The organism is Dermatophilaceae bacterium Sec6.4, from assembly GCA_039636865.1.
Classification (GTDB): Bacteria; Actinomycetota; Actinomycetes; order Actinomycetales; family Dermatophilaceae; genus Allobranchiibius.
In genome coordinates, this window is record CP144172.1 from 1,529,422 (window position 1) to 1,552,324 (window position 22,903).

At 66.8% G+C, this 22,903-nt stretch carries 21 protein-coding genes and 2 riboswitches; of the genes, 9 read left to right on the forward strand and 12 right to left on the reverse strand.

Going from position 1 to position 22,903, the window contains the following annotated elements:
- Positions 1–43: 43 nt before the first annotated feature.
- Positions 44–1,828: an MFS transporter gene (locus V3G39_07525; GenBank protein XAS77871.1), complete on the reverse strand. Its 1,785-nt coding sequence runs from the start codon at positions 1,826–1,828 to the stop codon at positions 44–46.
- Positions 1,829–1,948: 120 nt separating this feature from the next.
- Here V3G39_07525 and dapB point away from each other — a divergent pair, with 120 nt between their 5' ends.
- The gene (gene dapB, locus V3G39_07530; protein XAS77872.1) at positions 1,949–2,695 is read left to right on the forward strand and encodes a 4-hydroxy-tetrahydrodipicolinate reductase; all 747 of its coding nucleotides are present in this window, start codon (positions 1,949–1,951) and stop codon (positions 2,693–2,695) included.
- Between the two features lie 18 nt (positions 2,696–2,713).
- On the opposite strand, the gene V3G39_07535 is transcribed toward dapB, so the two are convergent.
- The 5 genes from V3G39_07535 to V3G39_07555 all read right to left on the reverse strand — a co-directional run bounded on the left by V3G39_07535 (position 2,714) and on the right by V3G39_07555 (position 5,636).
- Positions 2,714–3,301, reverse strand: a complete 588-nt coding sequence (locus V3G39_07535; protein ID XAS77873.1) for a GNAT family N-acetyltransferase — start codon at positions 3,299–3,301, stop codon at positions 2,714–2,716.
- The gene (locus V3G39_07540) at positions 3,294–4,226 is read right to left on the reverse strand and encodes a dihydrofolate reductase (protein ID XAS77874.1); all 933 of its coding nucleotides are present in this window, start codon (positions 4,224–4,226) and stop codon (positions 3,294–3,296) included. The genes V3G39_07535 and V3G39_07540 overlap by 8 nt, the downstream gene beginning before the upstream one ends.
- Positions 4,223–5,035, reverse strand: coding sequence for a thymidylate synthase (locus tag V3G39_07545; protein ID XAS77875.1), 813 nt, complete (start codon positions 5,033–5,035; stop codon positions 4,223–4,225). Before V3G39_07545 ends, V3G39_07540 begins: the two co-directional genes overlap by 4 nt.
- Before the next feature lie 155 nt (positions 5,036–5,190).
- Positions 5,191–5,337, reverse strand: coding sequence for a hypothetical protein (locus V3G39_07550; protein ID XAS77876.1), 147 nt, complete (start codon positions 5,335–5,337; stop codon positions 5,191–5,193).
- Positions 5,334–5,636: a hypothetical protein gene (locus V3G39_07555; protein XAS77877.1), complete on the reverse strand. Its 303-nt coding sequence runs from the start codon at positions 5,634–5,636 to the stop codon at positions 5,334–5,336. The genes V3G39_07550 and V3G39_07555 overlap by 4 nt, the downstream gene beginning before the upstream one ends.
- Positions 5,637–6,011: 375 nt before the next feature.
- On the opposite strand from V3G39_07555, the gene dapA reads away from it, so the two are divergent.
- Both dapA and V3G39_07565 read left to right on the forward strand, forming a co-directional pair.
- Positions 6,012–6,899, forward strand: coding sequence for a 4-hydroxy-tetrahydrodipicolinate synthase (gene dapA, locus V3G39_07560; protein XAS77878.1), 888 nt, complete (start codon positions 6,012–6,014; stop codon positions 6,897–6,899).
- Entirely contained in the window at positions 6,896–8,578 is a 1,683-nt protein-coding gene (locus V3G39_07565; protein ID XAS77879.1) for a ribonuclease J, read from the forward strand. The genes dapA and V3G39_07565 overlap by 4 nt, the downstream gene beginning before the upstream one ends.
- A 3-nt stretch (positions 8,579–8,581) precedes the next feature.
- Here the strand turns inward: V3G39_07565 and V3G39_07570 are convergent, their stop codons facing one another.
- Entirely contained in the window at positions 8,582–9,799 is a 1,218-nt protein-coding gene (locus V3G39_07570) for an MFS transporter (protein XAS77880.1), read from the reverse strand.
- A 109-nt stretch (positions 9,800–9,908) separates the two neighbouring features.
- Complete coding sequence (locus tag V3G39_07575) at positions 9,909–10,610, reverse strand: transglycosylase family protein (GenBank protein XAS77881.1); 702 nt, start codon at positions 10,608–10,610, stop codon at positions 9,909–9,911.
- Positions 10,611–10,624: 14 nt separating this feature from the next.
- Positions 10,625–10,782: riboswitch (cyclic di-AMP (ydaO/yuaA leader) on the reverse strand.
- Between the two features lie 251 nt (positions 10,783–11,033).
- Between V3G39_07575 and V3G39_07580 the strand changes: the two genes are divergently transcribed.
- Positions 11,034–12,020: a MauE/DoxX family redox-associated membrane protein gene (locus tag V3G39_07580; GenBank protein ID XAS77882.1), complete on the forward strand. Its 987-nt coding sequence runs from the start codon at positions 11,034–11,036 to the stop codon at positions 12,018–12,020.
- Between the two features lie 29 nt (positions 12,021–12,049).
- Here the strand turns inward: V3G39_07580 and V3G39_07585 are convergent, their stop codons facing one another.
- The 3 genes from V3G39_07585 to V3G39_07595 form a co-directional block, all read right to left on the reverse strand.
- Complete coding sequence (locus V3G39_07585; GenBank protein XAS77883.1) at positions 12,050–12,817, reverse strand: hypothetical protein; 768 nt, start codon at positions 12,815–12,817, stop codon at positions 12,050–12,052.
- Complete coding sequence (locus V3G39_07590) at positions 12,814–13,461, reverse strand: SatD family protein (protein ID XAS77884.1); 648 nt, start codon at positions 13,459–13,461, stop codon at positions 12,814–12,816. The genes V3G39_07585 and V3G39_07590 overlap by 4 nt, the downstream gene beginning before the upstream one ends.
- A gap of 73 nt (positions 13,462–13,534) precedes the next feature.
- Positions 13,535–14,935: an aminotransferase class V-fold PLP-dependent enzyme gene (locus V3G39_07595; GenBank protein ID XAS77885.1), complete on the reverse strand. Its 1,401-nt coding sequence runs from the start codon at positions 14,933–14,935 to the stop codon at positions 13,535–13,537.
- Between the two features lie 75 nt (positions 14,936–15,010).
- Positions 15,011–15,125: riboswitch (SAM riboswitch) on the reverse strand.
- Between the two features lie 306 nt (positions 15,126–15,431).
- On the opposite strand from V3G39_07595, the gene V3G39_07600 reads away from it, so the two are divergent.
- The 3 genes from V3G39_07600 to V3G39_07610 are packed head-to-tail and all read left to right on the forward strand — an operon-like array spanning position 15,432 to position 19,508.
- Complete coding sequence (locus tag V3G39_07600) at positions 15,432–18,020, forward strand: DNA translocase FtsK 4TM domain-containing protein (protein ID XAS78202.1); 2,589 nt, start codon at positions 15,432–15,434, stop codon at positions 18,018–18,020.
- Complete coding sequence (locus tag V3G39_07605; GenBank protein XAS77886.1) at positions 18,017–18,715, forward strand: ion channel; 699 nt, start codon at positions 18,017–18,019, stop codon at positions 18,713–18,715. Before V3G39_07600 ends, V3G39_07605 begins: the two co-directional genes overlap by 4 nt.
- Positions 18,716–18,728: 13 nt before the next feature.
- Positions 18,729–19,508: a hypothetical protein gene (locus V3G39_07610; GenBank protein XAS77887.1), complete on the forward strand. Its 780-nt coding sequence runs from the start codon at positions 18,729–18,731 to the stop codon at positions 19,506–19,508.
- 46 nt (positions 19,509–19,554) lie between these two features.
- Here V3G39_07610 and V3G39_07615 read toward each other — a convergent pair whose 3' ends face one another.
- On the reverse strand, positions 19,555–20,730 hold the full coding sequence (locus tag V3G39_07615) for a dipeptidase (protein ID XAS77888.1): 1,176 nt from the start codon (positions 20,728–20,730) through the stop codon (positions 19,555–19,557).
- 67 nt (positions 20,731–20,797) lie between these two features.
- Here V3G39_07615 and rimO point away from each other — a divergent pair, with 67 nt between their 5' ends.
- Together rimO and pgsA are read left to right on the forward strand one after the other, a co-directional pair.
- The gene (gene rimO / locus V3G39_07620) at positions 20,798–22,276 is read left to right on the forward strand and encodes a 30S ribosomal protein S12 methylthiotransferase RimO (protein ID XAS77889.1); all 1,479 of its coding nucleotides are present in this window, start codon (positions 20,798–20,800) and stop codon (positions 22,274–22,276) included.
- Entirely contained in the window at positions 22,273–22,902 is a 630-nt protein-coding gene (gene pgsA, locus V3G39_07625) for a CDP-diacylglycerol--glycerol-3-phosphate 3-phosphatidyltransferase (GenBank protein ID XAS77890.1), read from the forward strand. The genes rimO and pgsA overlap by 4 nt, the downstream gene beginning before the upstream one ends.
- Position 22,903: the final 1 nt, after the last annotated feature.

Here is a 22,903-nt window from a genome sequence, read left to right on the forward strand (position 1 = left end):
GGGGCATATCTGCCCCGGCTGCACATGTCCAAAAGGTGAGATATCAGGCGTGCTGCTCGACGTTCTGACCCTGTGCAGGCTCAGGCTCCGAAAAGTCGTCGTCGTCGTCGTTGTGCACGTAGTGCCCACCACGCATCAGGCTGGCAATCGCGGCTATGACCATCATCACGGCGGCCGCGGTGAACACCACGACGAGACCACTGTGGAACGGCCCGCTGAGCAGGTGCGGGAAGAACTCCTTGCCGGTCAGCGTCTGCGCATTGGCTGCTGGTACCTGCTTCAGGGCGCCTGTCGGCCCGAGGAGCGACTGGATCGGGTTGAAGCCGAGGAACGCCGCGAACATCGAGCCCACCGGGGGCAGACCCGCTACCCCGTTGGCGACGCTCGGCGCCACATGTTGAGCGACCAGCCCGGTACGCAGCGCGTTCGGCAGGTGCGCGGCGAGTCCGACGATCATCAGCGAGAAGAAGATGCCGATCGACAACGACGTACCGGAGTTGAAGAACGTCGCGCGCATCCCCGAGGCGGCGCCGCGCTGGTTCGCCGGGACACTGTTCATGATCGCGGTGGTGTTGGGCGCGGAGAACATCCCTGAGCCGATTCCGTTCACGAACAGCAGCACTGCGAAGACGGTGTAGTTGAAGTCGACGGGGATCAGGATCAGCCCGACGAAGGTCGCTGCGGTGATCAGCAGCCCACCACTGGCGAAGGCGCGGGCGCCGACCCGGTCTGACATGAACCCCGATGCAGGACCGGCGATCAGGAAGCCCACCGTCAGTGGGAGCAGGTAGATGCCGGCCCACAGTGGTGTCGACTCGTAGCTGTAGCCGTGCAGCGGCAGCCAGATCCCCTGCAGCCAGATGATCAGCATGAACTGCATGCCGCCGCGACCGATCGAGGCGAGCAGTCCGGCGAAGTTGCCGGCCGAGAAGGCCTTGATCTTGAACAGAGACATCGAGAACATCGGATCGCTGACCCGGTTCTCGATCAGCCCGAACGCCACCAGTACCAACGTGCCGCCGATCAGCCCGAGCAGTACCCACGGGTTGGTCCAACCCATCGTGGCGCCGCCGTAGGGCTGGATGCCGTAGGTGATCGCGACCAGGATCGAGGTCACTCCGACGGCGAAGGTGATGTTGCCCGGTATGTCGAGGGTGCCGCGGCGCTTGACGCCGAGCTCGTGCAGCGAGGTGTAGGACCAGATGGTGCCGAAGATGCCGATCGGCACGCTCACCAGGAAGATTGCCCGCCAGTGCCACTCGGACAGCACCCCACCGACGATCAGGCCGAGGAACGACCCACCGATGGCGGCAACCTGGTTGATGCCCAGGGCCATCCCGCGCTGGTTGGACGGAAAGGCATCGGTCAGGATCGCGGTCGAGTTCGCCATCAGCATCGCCCCGCCGACCCCCTGGATCACCCGGCCGAGGATGATCCACAACGCCCCGCCGCTGCCGTGCAGCGGATCGACGACCAGGATCAGCGAGGCCACCGTGAAGACCACGAACCCGAGGTTGTAGATCTTGACCCGGCCGAACATGTCCCCGAGGCGCCCGAGCGTCACGACCAGCACCGCCGATACGACCAGATATCCCATCAGCGTCCAGAGCAGGTAGCTGACGTTTCCCGCGCCCAGCGGGTTCAGCCCGATGCCACGGAAGATCGCGGGCAGCGAGATGATCACGATGGATGCGTTGATCGTGGCCATCAGGACGCCGAGGGTGGTGTTGGACAGCGTGACCCATTTGTACTTCGGGTGATCGGCTTCATAGCGGCGGCGCTTTGCGGGCACGTCCTGCGCGGGGACCTGGGCGGCGGCGTTGGTCATGAAGCTCCTGCAGAGATGGGGGTTTCATCGAGCTGGGGTGACCAGCAAGAAGAACTTAGGTAGGCAATATACTAGCGGCGCCCGGATCCGGGAAGAACGACCTGCCCCTACTCTGGGCGCGTGAGTGAGCGAACACCTGTTGCCGTGATCGGAGCCCGCGGGCGGATGGGGTCCGCCGCAGTCCGAGCACTGGGCGAGGCCGCCGATCTGCAGGTGGTCGGAACGTTCGAGCACGGCGATGCGCTGGGCGACCTCGGTGGTGCCCGGGTCGTCGTCGAGCTCACCACGCCCGATGCGTCACCGGCCAACGTCGCGTACTGCGTATTTGCGGGCGTGCATGTCGTGGTGGGTACGACCGGATGGTCACCGGCGCGTCTGCAGACTCTGGAGGAGCAACTTCGTGAGGCGCCCGGCGTCGGAGTGCTGATCGCCCCCAACTTCTCGCTCGGCGCGCTGTTGATGATGTCTTTCGCGCAGCGGGCGGCTGCCTTTTACGAGTCGGTCGAGGTGGTGGAGACCCACCACCCGGACAAGGTGGATGCCCCCTCGGGCACGGCAGCGCGTACGGCGTCGCTGATCGCAGCGGCTCGTGCCGACGCCGGTCTCGGTGGGCTGCCCGACGCGACCGCCAGCGATCCCGACGGTGCTCGCGGAGCGTTGGTGGCGGGTATACCGGTGCATTCGTTGCGGATGCGCGGTCGGGTGGCGCACCAGGAAGTTGCGTTCGGTGCGCCGGGGGAGGCGTTGACGATCCGGCACGATTCGTTCGACCGGGTCAGTTTCATGCCGGGCATACTGGCGGCCGTGCGGGCCATCGCAGATCGGCCCGGCCTGACGGTCGGGCTGGAACAGCTGCTGAATCTCTGAGCGGGGTCCACGCTGCAGTCAGGAGTCCTGCGGGCCGATCCAGGCCCGCAGGCGAAGCTCACGTGCGACTGCATCGCCTGGCAGTGCACGCTCGCGCCAGGCGCCGTCGGCCTCGAGTCCGGCTTGCTCTGCGAAGTCCAGGGTCTGGGTGTCCAACGCCAGCGCCCACATCTCGACCCGGCCAAAATCGCCGGCACGCAATGTGTCGACAGCGGCATTGAGCAACCGTGATCCGTGGCCCGTGCGGCGATGGGTGTCCAGCACCCCGCCGACCAGGATCTCGCCCGTCGGCCCCGTGCCCTCGACGTCATTGACGGGGTCCGTCGTTGCCGAATCGGTCGTCGCCGGCCCGACCGCGACGAAACCGACCAGATCCTGCCCCTGCGTGGCGACGAGCAGCCGGTGGCGCGGACTCGGCGGCGCCGTGAGCGACTGCGCCCAGACCGCCCCGAACGCTTCCGGGGTGAATTCGGCCAGCAGCTCCGGGCTGAGGAACCGCCCGTAGGCCGCCCGCCACAGCAGCGCCTGCACGGCACCGACCTGCTCGGCGTCGGTGCTGCGGGCAGTGCGCACGGCGGCGTCGGGGGTGGGGGTCAACTCAGTCATAGCTCACTGTCTCTGCGGTAGAAAACGCCTGCGGCACCAGCCGCTGGGCGGTGGGAATGAACGGCAACCGCGAGGCGTCCTGCTCGGTCACCCAACGGACCTCGGTCACCTCGTCGGAGGTGCTCGCCTCTCCGGCGACCACGTGGGCGCGGAAGCACACGCCGAAGATCTGGGTGCGATGACCATCGGGGTAGCGGATGACGACATCGGGGTTGGCGTATGCGGCGAGCACCCCGTCGATGGCGATCTGCAGGCCGGTCTCTTCGCGGGCTTCACGGATCGCGGCCTCGGCCCAGGTCTCACCGGCATCGACGCCACCGCCGGGTAGGCACCACAGTCCGTTGTCCTCGCGGCGGGTGATGAGTAACCTGCCGTCGCGGATGATGGCGACACTGGCGCCGACCTTCTGATGGGCGCCACGCCCGATACGGTCGCCCCGCTCGATCTGGGCGCGCGGCCTGCGGCGCTCGTAGGTGAGCACCTCCCAGCCGTCATGGGCTACGCGGTCGGTCTCGTGCCAGGTGTGCGAGCTGCTGTACGGCCAGCCGGGGAACAATGTGTCGCCGTCGACCTCCAACGCGATCGCGGACAGCAGCAAACGGTCGGCAAACGGCATTGTGAGTGCGTAGATCTGCGCACCGCCGGCGACGAAGAGATCCTCGTCCTGGGTGAGCAGCAACGCCTCGTCGAGGTCGTGCGCAACCTCGACACCGGCCGCTTCGAAGTGCGGGTCGCGGGTGAGGACGATCGAACGTCGGCCGGGCAGCGCACCCATTGCCTCGAAGGTCTTGCGACCCATCAGCATCGGATGGCCCATGGTGGCGGCTTTGAAACCGCGTTGTTCGCCTGGGACGTGCCAGGGCATGTCGCCGTCGCGACCGATGACGCCGTTACGCGCGACTGCTGCGATCAGGGTGATCGTCATACGGCGATCGGCGCCCTGATGGAAGGGGCGGCCACGTAGCCCTCGAGGGCGATGTCCTCCAACTCGAAATGGTCGATCTCGGTGCGCTGCGGGTTCAGCCGCAGCGTCGGCAGTGCACCGGGCGTACGACTCAGTTGCTCGCGTGCCTGGTCCAGGTGGTTGAGGTAGAGGTGCGCGTCACCGATGGTGTGCACGAAGTCGCCGACACCCAGACCAGTTACCTGCGCGACCATCGAGGTGAGCAGCGCATACGACGCGATATTGAACGGCACACCGAGAAATACATCGGCAGAGCGTTGATAGAGCTGACAGGACAGCCGGCGAATGCCCTGCTCATCCGGGGGAGCGACGTAGAACTGGAACATTGTGTGGCACGGCGGCAGGGCCATGTCCTCGACATCGGCCACATTCCACGCAGATACGACGAGACGACGGGAGTCCGGTGTCGTGCGGATCGCCTCGATGACCCGTGCGAGTTGGTCGATGTGATGGCCGTCAGGAGTAGGCCAGGAGCGCCACTGATGCCCGTAGATCGGACCGAGGTCGCCGTGTGAGTCAGCCCATTCATCCCAGATCGAGATCTTGCGCTCGTGCAGCCAGGCCACGTTGGTGTCGCCACGCAGGAACCACAACAATTCGCCGAAAATAGAGCGTAGATGCAGCTTTTTGGTAGTCGTGACGGGAAAGCCCGCGCTCAGGTCGAAGCGCATCTGATGACCGAAGACCGACAGTGTGCCGGTGCCGGTGCGGTCGTCTTTGCGAGCACCTTCATCAAGGGTGCGCCGCAGTAGCGACAGGTACTGATCCACACCTGCGATGGTAGTTGGCACCGGCGACAGTTCGGGAGCAAGCCCGCCCCAACTTCCCGCCACTGCCAGCTTCCCGACACCCGACCGGCGAGTGGGCTGTCGAATCCCAACTCTCGCGCTGCGACCCGACAGTCGGCCGGCGAGTATGGCTGCCCTCAGCCGTCGAAATGCCGGCGCCACTCTGCCGTCGCCGTACCGGCAGACATTCCGGCCGCCAACATCGCTGCACGGACGCGTTCCACCGTCCGCCCAGCCTCGCTGTGTACATCGGCCGCGACGAAGACCAGCACCCGCCGGCTCATCGACTGCAACCGCTCGCGGCGCTTGAGGTCTGCCTCCCACCGGCCCTCGCGGCGAGCATCCTCAGCTTGGATTCCTGCGGCGATTCCACGAATGGTCGTGCAAGCTCGGCTGCCTCGCGGGCCAGGGAGTCGGCATAGACGACCAGATCCAACAGAGAGAGCGACCAGCCGAGGTCGATGAACGTCTCGACCACCGTCGTACACCGCAGCCCGCGGACCAGGCGCGTCTCTGGCGAGCGTTTGAAGCGATGCCAGTGAACTCCGTCGATGGCGATCCTGGCCGTGGTACTGGTGCCCACGTGCACCTCGCCGGGGGACGGCACGATTGCGCCCAGTTGTGCGGCTGCGCACGAATAGCGCGTGGCGTCGCCGCGCCAAGATGTCCGCCGAGAGTCGGATCGCACCCCGAGAGTCGGAATTCTCAAGGCGACTCGCCGGTCGAGTGTCGGGAAACTGGGGCGGGGTGGAGTCACTGTGACCCACGTCATATCCGTTGCTGTAACGATTGCCTGCGGACGTCGATGTAGCAGGTGATCGCGTCGCTACCCGGACCCCCGAGCGGGTAGCGACGCGATCTTTCATTTTCCACTTCCCGGCGCTGCCCGATCCGCACAGTCAATCCGCACTGTGATCGTTGCGCGGGCCGACCCGCCACTGCCGATAAACTGCGCCGTATGACGTCCACGCCCTTCGGCCGGATGGTCACCGCAATGGTGACCCCGATGCACGACGACGGTTCGATCGACTACGACGGCGTGCAGCAGCTGGCGTCCTACCTCGCAGATCACGGCAACGACGGTCTGGTCGTCAACGGCACAACCGGTGAGTCGGCCACGACCACCGACGAGGAGAACGTCGAGACGGTACGGGCCGTCGTCGAGGCGGTCGGCGACCGGGTGCGGGTCACGGCGGGCGTCGGCACCAACGACACCGCGCACTCCTGCCATGCAGCCGAGGCGCTCGCCGCAGCCGGCGCGCACGCGGCGCTCATCGTGACCCCGTACTACAACAAACCTCCGCAGGACGGCATTGTCGAGCACTTCCGTGCAGTGTGCAGCGCGACCGGGCTACCCGCGATGGCCTACGACATCCCCGGCCGCACCGGTACAGCCCTGGCCGGCGACACCATCCGCCGCCTCGCTCAGATTCCCGAGATCCGAGCCGTCAAGGATGCCAAAGGCGACTTCTTTGCGGCGAGCGAACTGATGCACGACACCGATCTGCTCTGGTATTCCGGCGATGACGTGGTCAATCTGCCATGGCTCGCGCTCGGCGCCGTCGGCTGCGTCAGCGTCGTCGGCCACGTCGCCGGGAGCCAATACGCTGAGTTGATCGCGGCCATGGACCGGGGCGACCTGGCGCGCGCCCGCGAGATCCACACCCACTTGATCCCCGCTGTGAACGCGGTGATGCACACCACGCAGGGCGCCATCATGGCCAAAGCCGCGATGAAGCTGCTCGGCGTCATCCAGTCCGATTTCGTCCGGTTGCCACTGCTGCCGGCCACACCCGAACACCTCGACGTTCTACGCGAGGGACTTCGCCGATCAGGAGTTCTGTGAGCCATCCCCACCCCGAACTGACCGCACCCCCGAAACTGCCCAAGGACGGCGTACGGATCATCGCGCTCGGCGGCCTCGGCGAGATCGGTCGCAACATGACCGTCATCGAGTACGGCGGTCGTCTGCTGATCGTGGACTGCGGGGTGCTCTTCCCCGAAGACCACCCCGGTGTCGATCTGATCCTGCCGGACTTCGACTACATCCGCGGCCGGCTGAACGACATCGACGCCATCGTGCTGACCCACGGCCACGAGGACCACATCGGCGCCGTGCCCTACCTGTTGAAGCTGAAGCCCGACATCCCCATCGTCGGCTCCACGCTGACGCTGGCCCTGATCGAGGCGAAGCTGAAGGAACACCGCATCCGGCCTTACACCCTGGGGGTGAAGGAGGGCGGACGCGAGCAGCTCGGCCCGTTCGACTGCGAATTCATCGCCGTCAACCACTCGATCCCGGATGCGCTCGCCATCTTCATCCGCACCCCGGGCGGTACGTTGCTGCACACCGGTGACTTCAAGATGGATCAGCTGCCGCTGGACGGGCGGATCACCGATCTACGCGCGTTTGCCCGGGTCGGTGAGGAGGGAGTCGATCTGTTCCTGACCGACTCCACGAATGCGGAGGTGCCGGGCTTCACAACGTCCGAGCGCAATATCGCCCCCGCCGTGGAACGGGTCTTCTCCGAGGCTTCCCGTCGGATCATCGTGGCGTGCTTCAGCTCGCACGTGCACCGCGTGCAGCAGATGTTCGACGCGGCCCACAAGCACAACCGCAAGGTGGCCCTGGTCGGTCGGTCGATGATCCGCAATATGGGCATCGCCAGCGAGCTGGGTTACCTGAAGATTCCCGACGGCGTACTGGTCGACGTCAAGAAGCTGGACGATCTGGAGGACAACAAGGTCGTCCTCATCTGCACCGGCTCCCAGGGCGAGCCGATGGCGGCGTTGTCCCGGATGGCCAACCGCGATCACCGCATCGACGTCGGGCGCGGCGACACCGTGCTGATGGCCAGCTCGCTGATCCCCGGCAATGAGAACGCCATCTACCGCGTCATCAACGGCCTGATGCACCTGGGCGCGAACGTGGTCCACAAGGGCAACGCGATGGTTCACGTGTCCGGGCATGCGAGCGCGGGGGAGTTGCTCTACTGCTACAACATCGTGCGCCCGCGCAACGTGATGCCGGTACACGGCGAATGGCGCCATCTGATCGCCAACGGTGACCTCGCGGTCCAGACGGGCGTGCCCCGCGGCAACGTCGTACTTGCCGAGGACGGCGTCGTGGTCGACCTCGTGAAGGGCAAGGCCTCCATCGTCGGCGCCGTGCCCTGCGGCTACGTGTACGTCGACGGATCGCTGGTCGGCACGACCGACGAGACATTGCTGAAGGATCGTCGCATCCTGCGCGACGAGGGTTTTGTCACAGTCATCGTCGTGCGCGATGCCGACACCGGGCGCATTGCTGCCGGGCCGCAGATCCAGGCCCGCGGATTCGCCGAGGGTGAGGACGTGCTCGACGAGGTACTGCCGAAGCTGCAGGCGGCTCTGGAGGAGGCGCGGATCAAGGGCGTCAAGGACACCTACCAGCTGCAGCAGGTCATCCGCCGGGTAGTGGGTTCCTTCATGGGCGGCAAACTCCGTCGTCGACCGATGATCATCCCGATCGTGATCGACGCGTAGCACTCAGATCGGGTCCGATCGGCCCGCGCTCCAGGCAGCCCACACCTGGAGCGCGTCCAGGATCAGCAGGAAGATCAGCGGCACGGTCCAGTTGCCCGCGCCCTGGTGCAGGATGCCAACCAGGAACGGGCCGGTGGCAGCAAGGAGGTACCCGAACCCCTGCACTGTCGCCGACAGCCCGGGAGTGATGCTCGGATCGCTGGAGCGCAGCGAAATCAGCAGGAGCGCTGTCGGGAAGGTGGCCCCGGTGCCCAGGCCCAGCAGCACGACCCACACGAGGGTCATCGTTGAGGGCGCCACGAGCAGCCCGGCCCAGCCCGCTGCAGTCAGCGCGGTTGTGCCGACAGCGATCCAGTGCTGCTGTGGCATCCGAGCAGCGATCGGTGGCACGGCCAGGGCTGCGGGGATGCCGAGTACGGTGCCGACGGACAGGAGGGCGCCGGCCGTGCTCGCGGAGGTGCCGCTGTCCTGTAGCAGGCTGGGCAGCCACGTCACCATCGCGTAGAAGCCGATCGACTGCAGACCCATGTAAGCCGTCAGGCTCCGCACCGTCGAGTGGCGCACCAGGTGCAGGATCCTGGGTGTATTCGTGTGCGTTGCCGTCTGATGGCGGTGCACCCACTGGTGCGGTGCCCACACCAGCAGCGCCAGCACTGCGAGGAAACCCCACAGCGCCAGTGGCACCCGCCAGCCGGCGGCAGCCGACCCGGCCAACGGCACGGCAGTCGCCGCTGCGATGGCCGAGGACAATGCCAACGTGGAGGTGTAGAGCCCGGTGACGGTGCCGATGCGGTCGGGGAAGTCGCGACGTACCAGGGCCGGCAACAGCACATTTCCGATGGCAATGCCTGCACCGATGACAGCGGTGCCGATGAACAACAGGATCGACCCGTCGAACAGCCGCACGAAGGAGCCGATGATGAGCAGCACCACGGCGCTGGTCAGGCCACGGTCCACGCCGATCCTGTTGGCCAGACCAGGGCCGGCGAACGCACCGATCCCGAAGAAGAGAACGGGAAGCGTGGTGAGCAGCGCTGCTGCGCCGGCACCCAGGTGCAGGTCGGCCTGCAGGGAGGGCAGCACCGGCCCGATCACAACGACGGAGGGACGCAGCACGCTCGCCAGGGCGAGAACCGCGATGAACGTCAGTGCTCGGGTGGGTGACCTTTGGCCATCAGAATTCAGGGGGCCCGAAGGCTTACCGGTGCGGCCAGCAGGCATCGGGCCATCCTAGGGCGAGCTGGCGGAGGTCCATACGCCGCCGGATGCCTGGGTGGCCACGCGAAAGGACCCGTTCCGACAGATGCGGAACGGGCCCTTCAGCTGATGGTCAGAGAGCCAGGTGCTGGCCCACGAAGATCAGGTTGGGGTTGTTGACAGCGCTTCGGTTCAGCGAGAACAGACCCTGCCAGCCACCCTTGACGTGGTACGTCGCTGCGAGCTGGCTCAAGGTGTCGCCCTGCTTCACGGTGACGGTACGACCGGTGGGCCGGGTGGAGGACACCGACGGAGCAGCGGAACGCTGCGGGGTCGCAACGCGATGCTGGTGCGTGGTCTGCTTCGGTGCGGTCTGCTGAGGTGCCGCTTGACGCTTGGTGCTCGGCCGTGTGGTGCTACGACTGGGCTGCTGCACACGCGGGCTGGTGGCAACTGCTCCGCCGCCACCGCTCCCACCGTTGCCGCTGGTCAGACCGGCTTTCCTGGAACAGACGGGCCAGGCGCCGGGGCCTTGACCAGCCAGCACCTTCTGGGCGACTGCGATCTGGGCGGAACGGCTGGCGAGGTCGGCGCGCGACGCATACGCGGTGCCGCCGTATCCGGCCCAGGTGCTCTGCGTGAACTGCAGACCGCCAAAGAAACCGTTACCGGTGTTGATCGACCAGTTGCCACCGCTCTCGCACGCAGCGACGCTGTCCCAGACGGAGCCGGACGCGGCGTGGGCGGAACCAGCGGTGGCGATGCCGCCGCCGATCGTGGCGGCGCTCACGGCGCCGACAGTCAACAAGCGGGTTGTTGCGGAAGTTTTCTTCATGGACAAACCAGGTTTCCTTTCCTGACTCACGCCTACGGAGTTAGCTGTCGGGTCGGGCGGTCAGGTGCCCTGCAGATGAACTCTGCTAAACCCCGGCGGGTCTCCTTGCAAGAGACCCGTGATGGGTCCCCCGTCCTCGCCTAACCCGGGACGTTCCCGGCAGATGGTGACGCCTGGCGAGGTTGAGCGCGGCGGCACGAGGGTAATGGTGTTACTGATGTGACATACCCCGAGAGAAAAGGCGCCAACACTGTGGAGTGTTGTCGCCCTCAGCGGAAACGGTACGTGCCAAATCGCTCTCATCCAAACCGATGCCGGCAAGTGTGTCGAACGCCACATCGGCTCCGACGGGGTGGCTGGGTGCCTGCGCCACTGGCATCGGGTAATCGGTCCGCAGTCGACGGGGCCGTATCTTGGTCGCTTGTGAACAGCCCCCTCGTGCTTCTGGATCTGGTGATCGCCGCAACGTTGCTCGTTGCTGCGGGGAGCAAGGTGCGAGCGCCGCTGGAGGTGCAGGCGGCGTTCACGTCGCTGGGCATCCCGGCAAGGTTGAACCGCCGGGCCTTGCGGGCTGCATTTCCATGGTGCGAAGCCCTGCTCGGTCTGCTGGTGCTGGTGACCTGGGGCAGGGTGCTGATCGTTGTCGGAGTAGTCGTGACGGTGCTCATGACGACGTATCTGCTTTTGGTGGTGAGGGTGATCAGGTCGGGGGCGCAGGCGCAGTGTGCGTGTTTCGGTACCTTCTCCGCGGGCACGATCGGTCCGACGACGGTGTTACGCAACGTTCTGCTGACTGTTGCTGCGGCGTCGGTGGTCCTCGACGGAATCCTCGGCGGCGGTGTTCTCCGCTGGATAGCCGATGCGGACGGGCAGGCGTGGGGGTGGCTCGGCGTGAGTGCTCTGGCAACAGCGTGTGTCGGCGCGATTCTGTTCGTTCCGTCCGCTGACCGCCGGGGCGAACATGATGGTCAGGCAACCGGTCCTACGTCCGTTGCGGACGCCGAACTGCTGGACTATGTGCGGTTGCCCATCCCCTACGTCGCGCTGGAAACGGTCGACGGGCAGCGTCGCTATCTCCGCGAGATGACCCGGACCGGCCCGTTGCTGCTGATCTTCGTGTCCTTCGGTTGCTCGTCGTGCCTGAAGGTGTTGCAGCTGCTGCCGCAGTGGCAGCGCGAGTTGCCCCTCACCATCAGCCCGGTCGTCTACCACCACGCCCAGCTGCCGCCGGAGGTACCGGACGGGCTGCTGCTGGACGAGGGCGGTGAGGCGATGCGCTCGCTGGACATGGCAGGTAACCCGAGCGCGGTCCTGCTGGGCGCCGACGGGTTGCTGGCGGGCGGTCCGGTCCTCGGTGCCCCTGCCATCGAGCAGTTGGTCCGTGACATCGCGGAGGAACTGGTGCAGTGAATCAGAAGTAAGGCGTTGCCCGGATAGCACTAGCCCAGGGCAGCCAGCCCGAGGCCGCCGAGGGCGATCAGCCAACTGACGAAGCTGCCGACCAGGAAGTACTCGGTGACGGCGTCGATTCCCAGTCCCGACACCTCCAGTCGCGCTGAACGGCGAGCCTGCAACTCGGGAAAGCGAATCAGCCCTTTGGCGGCGATGACCAGGGCCGCGGCCGTCGGTTGGCCGGCCAGTCCGAGACCGAGGATGAACAGGCGCTCCATCGGGCCGAGCAGCCTGCCCCCGCGTAGCTCATCGGAAGGTTGCGGCACGCCCTCGGGTTTCACTGCGCCGATCGAGGTGAGGACGAGGCGTACCAGCTCGTTGCCGGTGGCGAGTTGGATGACCGCGATTGCGACGATCAGCAGGAATCGGTCGGCCGGTAGCCCGTGCAGCGCCGTGAATGTGTTGTGACGCAACCAGTGGCCGAGGATGCCGTCCGCGTGGCTGCTGCTGCCGGCGGTAACCGCCACGATGGCCGCCCCGCCGCCGAGGGCCCACAGCGCGCGAGAGCCGCCGGGTCCGGCGTACCTGCCCGCTGTGCAGCCGCCGGCACCGTGACGAAGGAACTGCCATGCCGCGCCAGTGGCTGCCGCCAGCAGCAGCAGGGCGACGTCGGTGGGTCTGCGTAGGTCGCCGATGGCTGCGACCCCGATCAGTACGACCGGACCGACCGCGTAGCGCACGGCCCGTGACCTTGTGCCGTGGCCCACGAGGTCGGCGATCCCAACGGCCAACAGCAGGGCGGCAAGAACGCTCATCGCACGGACGCGAGCTCATCGGCGGCCGCGAGGATCACTTCCAGGCCGCCGGCGCGAATTCGCTGAGAGACGGCCGAGACGGAGATGCCCTCGTGCGCGGCGATCGTCGTGCGTGATCCGCCGGCTGCGAGGTGGATGAGGATGCGCGTCGAACGTTCATCCAATGATGAAAGCAGCTGGTCCTGACACAGCAGGGCGGCATTGACGGCGCCGGTGGCCGGGCCGTCATCCTGCGCAGCGACGAATACCGTACGCACCGCCCGCGTGGCAGGCTGACGGGCTGCATGTTCGGCGGCCTCGATAGCCTCCCGCGCAGCCCACCAACCCGGCCCGTCCTGGATACCCGTTGCCGCGTCCAGTAGCTGCGTCCTGCCCCAGCCGAAACCGAAACGAACCTGCGTTTCGGGCAGCAGGGCCAGTCGAACCGCGAAGGCGGCCGCCAGTGCCTCTCCGAGATGGCGATAGGCGCCCTGGAACTCATCGCCCACGGTAATGGTCAGTGCCGAAGTCGCCGCGACATCGCGCCCTGCAATGTGCAGGGCCTGAAGGAGCCGGACGTGCAGCTCCTGGCGGTCGTGAGCCTCTCGAGAGGTCACGATGTCACCGATCAGCGTGGCGCGGACGCTTTCCTTCAGACAAGTCACATGAAGACGATAGCTTCATTCTGAGAAAATGAAGGAAGTCGCTGGCATGGCCGGTCGTCCATGCTCACCATGCTCACCAGGGCCGCTGCACCGCCAGGTCCCGGGGATCGTCTGCGGTGACCCACCCGCGAGTCCGGTCATACGTGTACTGCAGGGCGGGGCCGTCCGCGATGAGCCGGCGCACGCCGGCCAGCAGCCGCTGAACATGTTCGGGGCGGGTCGCGAGACCGACGCTGGCGCGGACGGCCGAACCTGCCTCACCCAGGATGTTGTCGCAGAGCAGATGCGCGCAGAACCGACCATCGCGCACGGAGATGCCCAGCTCGTCGCTCAGCACCAGAGATACCAGCGAAGGGTCGTACCCCTGCACAGTGAAGCTCGCGACGCCCACGTTGGGGCGGTCCTCGCCGAGGACCGTGATCAGTCGTACGCCGTCGATACTGCGCAGGCCGTCGCGTAACTGCGTGGTGAGCGCGGCCTCGTGTCGCTCGATGTCCTCGCGGTGCGCGCGCAGGGTGGCACAGGCCGCGGCCAGTGCGATGGCGCCGACGGCGTTCGGGGTGCCACCCTCGTGACGGGCGGCGCCGGAGTGCCATTCGGTATGCCGGTGACTGACCCGCGCAGTCGCGCCGCCGCCGGGCAGGTAGGGCGCAGCCAGGTCCAACCAGTCCCTGCGTCCGACGAGCACGCCGGTGCCGTAGGGCGCATACGTCTTGTGGCCGGAGAAGGCCAGCCAGTCGGCGTCCAGTTCGCCCAGGTCCAGGTGCCGGTGCGGGGCCAGTTGAGCCGCGTCGATCACGGTGCGCGCACCGTTCTCGCGCGCCACCGCGATCAGTTCGGCCAGCGGCCATACCTCACCTGTGACATTGCAGGCGCCGGTGAGTACCACGAGCTTGTCACGGGCATCGCTGGCAGCGAGCGCGGACCGCAGCAGGTCGATGGCATCGGAGGCGCTGTTCGGCACCGCGAGGCGGGTACAGCGCCGACGCCATGGCAGCAACGCTGCATGATGGGCCGATTCCCAGGCGAAGACCTCTGCGTGGCGCGGCAGGCAATGCGCCAGCAGCGCGAGTGAGTCGGTGGTGTTCCTGGTGAATACCACTTCGTCATCTGCCCGGGCGCCGACGAACAGACCGACCGTGACTCTCGCCTGCTCGAACCATTCGGTGGTCACCCGGCTGGCCAGACCGGCGCCGCGATGCACCGATCCATAGGTAGGAAGCACTGCCGCGACCGCGTCTCGCACACTGCACAGGGCAGGCGTCGTGGCGGCGTGATCCAGGTGCGCCGCGTCGACCACGGTGCGGTGCACCGTGGGCACGCCGAACTCATCCGCGACAGTCGGTGGCAGTTGCCGGCTGCGTGCGGGGACCCTGGCCGGCAGATCGCGGACCACGCTGAGCGGGGTAGGTCGAACCTGCGGCGGTGCGCCGACGGCAGGAAAGTCGTACAGGTGCGTCGTGGGAAGGCTCATGGCAACCTCTCGTCAAGGACCGACGAGGATGCCCTGGAACAAAACAAAATAGAACAGAGCCGAGGCGACATCGTTGGTCCGCGCTTGCCGTGCGGTGAAAGCCGCATGGCCGGGTCGTCACTCGGAGCACCCCGCCGCGGTGGAGGGTTGCCGCTCAGCTAGCCGAGGCTTGACGCTGAGACTCTTGACCTGGGCAAGAGCGTAACGCGAATGAATGAAAAGGACCCGATCGGCCGGCGCAGATGTGTCATTCCGGCATTCCCCGCGTGGGACACCTGTGACGTGAGGGACTCGCCGTTAGCCTGGCCCGGTGCCGACCCGTGAAGAACGCAGTGCTGCGACCACTCGTCAACGCGCGACGCGCGCCCCGAAATCGACTGCCGGACGTGGTTCCAGCCGGCCCCCGACACCGGCCCGGAAGCCTGCCGTGCGGGCTGCCGGAGGTACCCGTGACGGCGGCCTGCCGCTGCCCCTGCGGGCGATGCGGGGCACCTGGATGGGTGTCGCGCATGTCGCGGGAGGAACCGCCCGCAAGGTCGGGCACACCGCGCAGGATGTGGAACCGGAGCTACGACGCGATGGGATCGGCTTCGCGCTGATCGCGGTCGCGATCATCATTGCGGCCCGCGAATGGTGGGGCCTGCACGGGATCGTCGGCGCGGTGGTGCATGCGATCATCGCAGGCACATTCGGTCTGGTCGGGCTCGTCACCCCACTCGTCCTGCTGTTGCTGGGAGTGCACATGCTGCGCTCGCCGAGGGGTCATCCAGGCACCAACCGGGTCATCACGGGTCTCGGCATCGCCGCTGTTTCCGCGTGCGGACTGGCGAGCGTGGCGCACGGAACCCCGTCGCCCAGCCTCGGTACGGGGCTGAGTGGGGCCGGCGGAATGATCGGCTTCTTCGCCTCCAGCCCCCTGCAGGCTGCGGTCGGGGTGTGGGGCACGGCCGCGATCCTGTCACTGGTCGGTGTCTTCGCAGTCCTGGTTCTGACCGCCACACCGGTACAGCAGATTCCACAGCGACTCGTGTACCTACAGGACCGCCTGATGGGTCACCGCGAATCGGGCGTGGACGACGAGCTGGTGGACGCTGTCGGGGAAGGCCTGCACGGCAACGAGATCGACGGAGTCGGCGCCAAGCGTAGGAAGTTCGGTCGCAGCGCGCGGCGTCGCGGCGAGGACGGTAGCGCCCGGGACGGCGACGAGCCGTTCGAGCAGGCCGCGATCGTTGCCCGGACCACCAGGAACGGCCGTCGTCTTCGACCTGGCGAGCGGGTACCCGCCGGCGATGAGGTCATCGGCGAAGAGGTCTTCGACGGCGCAGAGGCATTCGCTGCCGCCACCTCGCCCGACGCGACGGGCTCGCGCTCCACTGCTCTACCGCGCAGCCGTAAATCACCCGAGCCCGACCCGCGGCAGGCGCCGACGGCTGCGCCCCGGGCCGAGAAGGTACCCGCGCGGATGCTCCCCGAGCCGGAGCTGCAGGCGCCGCCGACCCGACCGCTGCCGCAGCGCGTGGAGCAGCTCGCGCTGGCCGGGGATGTCACCTACACCCTGCCGATGAGTGACCTGCTGGCGCCGGGAACCCCGCACAAGACCCGCTCGGCGGCCAACGACCGCGTCGTGGAGTCACTGACCGAGGTGTTCGACCAGTTCGACATCAATGCCCACGTCAGCGGATTCAGCCGCGGCCCGACCGTCACCCGCTACGAGGTCGAGCTGGGCCACGGCACCAAGGTCGAGCGCGTGACGGCGCTGTCCAAGAACATCGCCTACGCGGTGGCCTCGGCCGATGTACGCATCCTCTCGCCGATTCCGGGCAAGTCCGCGATCGGTATCGAGATACCGAATGCAGACCGCGAGAAGGTGAGTCTCGGCGATGTGCTGCGCAGCCAGGCGGCCCGCTCCAGTGAGCACCCGATGGTTATGGGTGTCGGCAAGGACGTCGAGGGCGGCTACGTCATCGCCAACCTGGCCAAGATGCCGCACCTGCTGGTTGCGGGCGCGACCGGCGCCGGCAAGTCCAGCTTCGTCAACTCGATGATCACCTCGATCCTGATGCGCTCCACCCCGGATGAGGTGCGGATGATCCTGGTGGATCCCAAGCGGGTGGAACTGACCGGTTACGAGGGCATCCCGCACCTCATCACCCCGATCATCACCAGCCCCAAGAAGGCCGCCGAGGCCCTGCAGTGGGTCGTGCGCGAGATGGACACCCGCTACGACGACCTCGCGGCGTTCGGGTTCAAGCACATGGACGACTTCAACAAGGCTGTGCGCGCGGGCAAGGTCGTCCCGCCGCCGGGCTCGGAACGGGTGATCCACCCCTACCCCTACCTGCTGATCATCGTCGACGAGCTCGCCGACCTGATGATGGTGGCGCCACGCGACGTCGAGGAGTCGATCGTGCGGATCACGCAGCTCGCGCGAGCCGCCGGTATCCACCTGGTGCTGGCCACCCAGCGTCCGTCGGTTGATGTCGTGACCGGACTGATCAAGGCCAACGTGCCCTCGCGGATGGCGTTCGCCACTTCATCGCTGGCCGACTCCCGGGTGGTGCTGGACCAGCCCGGCGCCGAGAAACTCATCGGCCAGGGCGACGCGCTCTTCCTGCCGATGGGCTCCTCCAAGACGATGCGCGTGCAGGGGGCCTGGGTCACCGAGACCGAGATCGCCGAAGTGGTCGCGCACGTCAAGGGTCAGCTCAAGCCCAATTACCGCAACGACGTCGCCGTGACCGCACCGAAGAAGGACGTCGACGCCGACATCGGCGACGACCTCGATCTGCTGCTGCAGGCGACCGAGTTGGTGATCACCACGCAGTTCGGTTCCACCTCGATGCTGCAGCGCAAACTCCGGGTGGGGTTCGCCAAGGCCGGCCGGCTGATGGATCTGATGGAGTCCCGCGGCATCGTCGGGCCGTCCGAGGGCTCCAAGGCTCGGGATGTGCTGGTCAAGGGTGAAGACCTGCCGGCGACGCTCTCGTTGCTGCGCGGCAACGACGTGGGCGCGGCGTACGACGATCAGGCCACCGAAGAACCCGGCGAAGACGCATGGTCACTGACGGAGAACGGCCGGTCATGAGCCTCGCCCACACGAGGCGACGCAAGGGAGCGCAACGGATACTCGGCAATTACCCGAGCGCCGTACTGCTCGGTATACAGCTGTCCGGGATCGTGCTGTACCCGTTTCTGGGTGATGACGCCGTCGGCCGGTCCGCATTTGCGGTGATCCAGCAACTGGTGCTCATCGCGGCAGTTGCGGCAGTGCGGATGACCCCCGCGCTTACGATCCTGTCGGCAATTATCGGGGTGCCCGCGATCGTGTTCTCGATCCTTGACGTCCCACTGCATGACGCTGCGTGGGTGGTGATCGGCCTGGACTCCACGCATGCGGTGTTCTACCTCTACACGGCCTACGCGCTGATCCGCTACATGTTCCAGAACAGCGACATCGGCGCGGACGAGATCTTCGCGACGGGAGCATGCTTCACCGTCGTGGCCTGGGCCTTCGCCTACCTCTACGGGCTGGTTCAGGCGCTCGGCGGCGCCAGCCAGTTCTCCCTCGGCAGTGAGCCGCCGGGGCCGCTGACCTTCATCCAACTGATCTTCTTGTCGTTCACCACGATGACGGGCACCGGCTTGTCCGACATCGTGCCGACCGGCGACCATGCCCGGTCCATCGTCATGCTGGAGCAACTTGCCGGAGTGAACTACCTAGCTCTGGTCGTGGCCCGACTGCTCGGCATGACACTTGCTCGATTCCGACTCGAACGATGAACGGAGACTCGCCATGAGTGACGACCGGTACGGCGGCAACAACGGCAACAACGGCAACGAAGGCGAATACGGCGACGACGCGACACGACCGATACCCGCGTCCGATCCGCAACCCCGACGACCCGAGTCCGAACCGGGGTACCGGTCAGAACCGGGCTACCGATCCGGGCCGGGGAATCCGCAGCAGCAGCCATGGACTTCGGGTGCGCAACGGCGTGAGTACCCCGAGGCGGACCCGCCGCTGCGATATCAGGATCCTGTTGTCTACCCCGGAGCCGTCCGCCGCTCGGGGGCAGGCGGGTCGTTCGCGGTGGCGTTCATCGCCGTTCTCATCGGGATGGCCGCCGGCCTGGGCGCGAGCTATGTCGCGGGCCACCACCGCCTGAGCAATCTGGTGCAGCAGGGCAATCTTGCCGTCGCAGGCCTGGTCGGCTGGCCGAAGTCCTCGACGAGTGACCTGCGTGCGCCGTCGGTACTTCAGCTGAGCACGACCAACTTCGTGATCGCCTACGTGATAGCGGCCGTCGTGACCCTCCTGCTGCTGTGGGCAGCGACCGGCTCACTACCGGCCGGTCGTGGAGCGTTCTCGTTGTTCCTGGCGGGTTGGGCCGCGACGTTGGTGGCGGGCGTGATCGCCCTGGTCGTCATGTATTTGGTGGTGAGTGACCGCTCTCAGTTGGGTCAGCTCGTCTCGGGAGCAGCGAACGCCGGCGCAGCGTGGGCGCTGCGGGTGGGCTGGATCGTCGGACTGATCGCGGCGATCGGGCAGTCGCTGCGCCGCAAAACCGTCTAGTGCAGCTGAATCAGGAAGAGGGCGGTTGCCCGCACCCCACGAGCGCTCAGCCGTCGAGTCCCGGGTAGGTCGCCAGCCCGGGACCTCGGGTTGCCTGCAGATCCCGGGCCACGTCCTCGGCGGCGCCCAGCACGCGCAGTACGTTGGCGCCCGCCACCTTGATCAGGTCCTCGTCCGACCATCCTCTCTCGCGGAGTGCACCGAAAAGTCGCGGATAGCTGCTGACGTCTGCCAGCCCGACGGGAAGTTCACCTACGCCGTCGTAGTCGCCTCCGACCCCGATGTGATCGACTCCGATGACCTCGCGCAGGTGATCGAAATGGGCGAGTACGTGATCGATCGTGGCGCTCGGACGCGGGTGACTCTGCTCGCGCCGTGCGGCGAAGGCTTCGTACGCCTCGTGATCATTGGGGTCGATGCCCTGGGTGCGGGCGATCTCCCGTGCCTCGGCACGCCAGGCTGCGCAGTCCGGTGCGACGAAGTCGGGCACGAAGGTCGCCATGATGATCCCGTCGCGTGCGCGCAACGTCTCCAGGACGTCATCGGGCGCGTTGCGGGGACTGTCGCAGACCGCCCTCGCGCTGGAGTGGGAGAAGATCACCGGAGCGACGGACGCGGCGAGTGCATCACGCATGGTGTCGGCGCTGACGTGGGAGAGATCCACGAGCATCCCCAGCCGGTTCATCTCATTTACGACCTGGACGCCGAAGATCGAGAGACCGTGATGCACCGGCTCGTCGGTCGCCGAGTCGGCCCACGGCACGTTCTCGTTGTGGGTGAGGGTCAGGTAACGCACACCCAGCGCGTACATCATCCGCAGCGCACCGAGGGAGCACCCGATGCTGTGCCCACCCTCCGCGCCGAGGAAGGACGCGATCCGGCCGGAGGCGAAGACCTCCCGTGCCTGCGCCGCGGTACGTGCCAGCCCCAGCCGATCGGGGTACCGCTCGATCATGAGATGCACGCCGTCGATCTGCTCCAAGGTGGCGGTCACCGCGGCATGACCTGGCAAGGTCGCCGGCACCCACACCGACCAGAACTGACCGCCGACCAGGCCGGCGCGCAACCGCGGCAGGTCTGTGTGGGTCCGCCCCTCGGTGCCTGCCCGCAGGTCGAGGCGGTCGAAGTCGTATCCCGCCAACTCGCGGGCTGCCCAGGGCAGGTCGTTGTGTCCGTCGATCAGCGGATAGTCGTGCAGCAGGTCCTGCAGGTCACGTGCCATCCGGCCATCTCACCACCCCGGGGGTTCGCGCCGGGCGGCGCGCCCGAGGCCAACTACGCTGTAATCCATGTCGACCTCCTCGCGCAGCGTTGCGCTGGTAACACTCGGGTGCGCGCGTAACGAGGTCGACTCCGAGGAGTTGGCCGGCCGTCTCGCCGCAGGCGGGTGGACGCTCGTGGACGATGCGGCGGATGCCGACGTCGCCGTGATCAACACCTGCGGCTTCGTGGAGCAGGCCAAGAAGGACTCGATCGATGCTCTCCTGGAGGCGAACGACCTCAAGGAGCGCGGTCGTACCAAGGCCGTCGTTGCCGTCGGTTGCCTGGCCCAGCGCTACGGCAAGAAGTTGGCCGAAGAGCTACCCGAGGCGGACGCCGTGCTCGGTTTCGACTCCTACGAGGACATGTCCGCCCAGCTGACCGCGATCCTGGACGGGGAGCGTCCGGAGTCCCATACACCCGGGGATCGGCGCAAGTTGCTGCCGCTCTCACCGGTGGACCGGCAGGGCAGCGGCGTAGCCCAGCCAGGTCATGGGAGTAACAGCAGCAGCCTTTCGACCGCAGTTCCGCAGGATGTCGCGGTGGAGTCCCCGATCGCGACGCCGCGGATCATCCGGGCCAGGCTGGACGGTCGCCCGTGGGCGCCGTTGAAGATAGCCAGCGGGTGCGACCGCCGCTGCGCCTTCTGCGCGATCCCGATGTTCCGGGGGGCCTTCATCTCCCGGCGCCCGGCCGACGTGCTGGACGAGGCGCGATGGCTCGGTCAGCACGACGTCCGCGAGATCTTCCTGGTCAGTGAGAACTCCACGTCGTACGGCAAGGACCTGGGCGACCTGCGGCTGCTGGACACCATGCTGCCGGAGCTCGTGGCCGTGGAGGGCATCTCCCGGGTGCGCGTCTCCTACCTGCAGCCGGCCGAGATCCGCCCCGATCTGCTGGACGTGATGACCTCCACGCCGGGTGTCGTCCCCTACTTCGACATCTCCTTCCAGCATGCCAGTGGTCGGCTGCTGCGTACGATGCGCCGTTTCGGGGACCGTGAGTCATTCCTGGGTCTGCTGGAGCAGGTCCGCGAACGCTCCCCTCAGGCCGGTATCCGGTCCAACGTGATCGTCGGCTTCCCCGGTGAGACGCAGGACGATGTCAACGAACTGGAGGAATTCCTGCTCGAAGCCCGCCTCGATGTGGTCGGCGTCTTCGGGTACTCCGATGAGGACGGCACCGAGGCGGAGACCTACGGGGCGAAGCTGTCGGGCGATGAGATCGAGGCGCGGGTGGACCACATTCGCACCCTGGTGACCGAGCTGAACGAACAGCGCGCGGGTGAGCGGATCGGTGAGCTGGTGGAGGTACTGGTCGAATCGGTCGAGTACGACGAGGACATCGACGGCTGGGAAGTACGCGGTCGCGCCGGTCAGCAGGGTCCGGATGTCGATGGAGAGACGATCCTGACCTGCGCCGACGGTGCGTTGCCCGCCGTGGGCGAGATCCTCTCGGCACGGGTGGAGGACACCCTCGGAATCGACTGGATCGCGAGCCCGGTGTGAGCGGTGAGCGCCGATTGGTGCCGCCATCTCTGGTGCCCGATCCGGCGACCGCACCGAGTACCGGGGTCTCCAACTGGAATATCGCCAATGCGCTGACGATGCTGCGTATTGCCCTGGTACCGGTGTTCGGGTGGGTGCTGCTCGCTCGTGGTGGGCACGAGACGACGTACCGGTGGGAGGCGCTCGCGGTGTTCTTCGTGGCCTCGATCACCGATCGCATCGATGGCAACCTGGCCCGGTCCCGGGGTCTGGTCACCGACTTCGGCAAGATGATCGACCCGATCGCCGACAAGGCCCTGATGGGGATGGCACTGGTCGGTCTGTCGCTGATCGGGGAGATCCCCTGGTGGATCACCACACTCATTCTCGTCCGGGAGATCGGCATCACCATGCTGCGGCTGTGGGTTCTGCGGCACGGTGTCCTGCCCGCGAGCCGGGGCGGAAAGCTGAAGACCGCACTCCAGGCGTTGGCCATCGGATTGTTCGTCATGCCACTCGGCGGGATCGTGCACGTCGTGGCCTGGGCCGTCCTGCTGGTGGCGCTCATGATCACGGTGCTTACCGGTATCGACTACATCTTCCAGGCGCTGCGGTTGCGCGCCGGGTCGAAGCAAACAGGTCAATGAC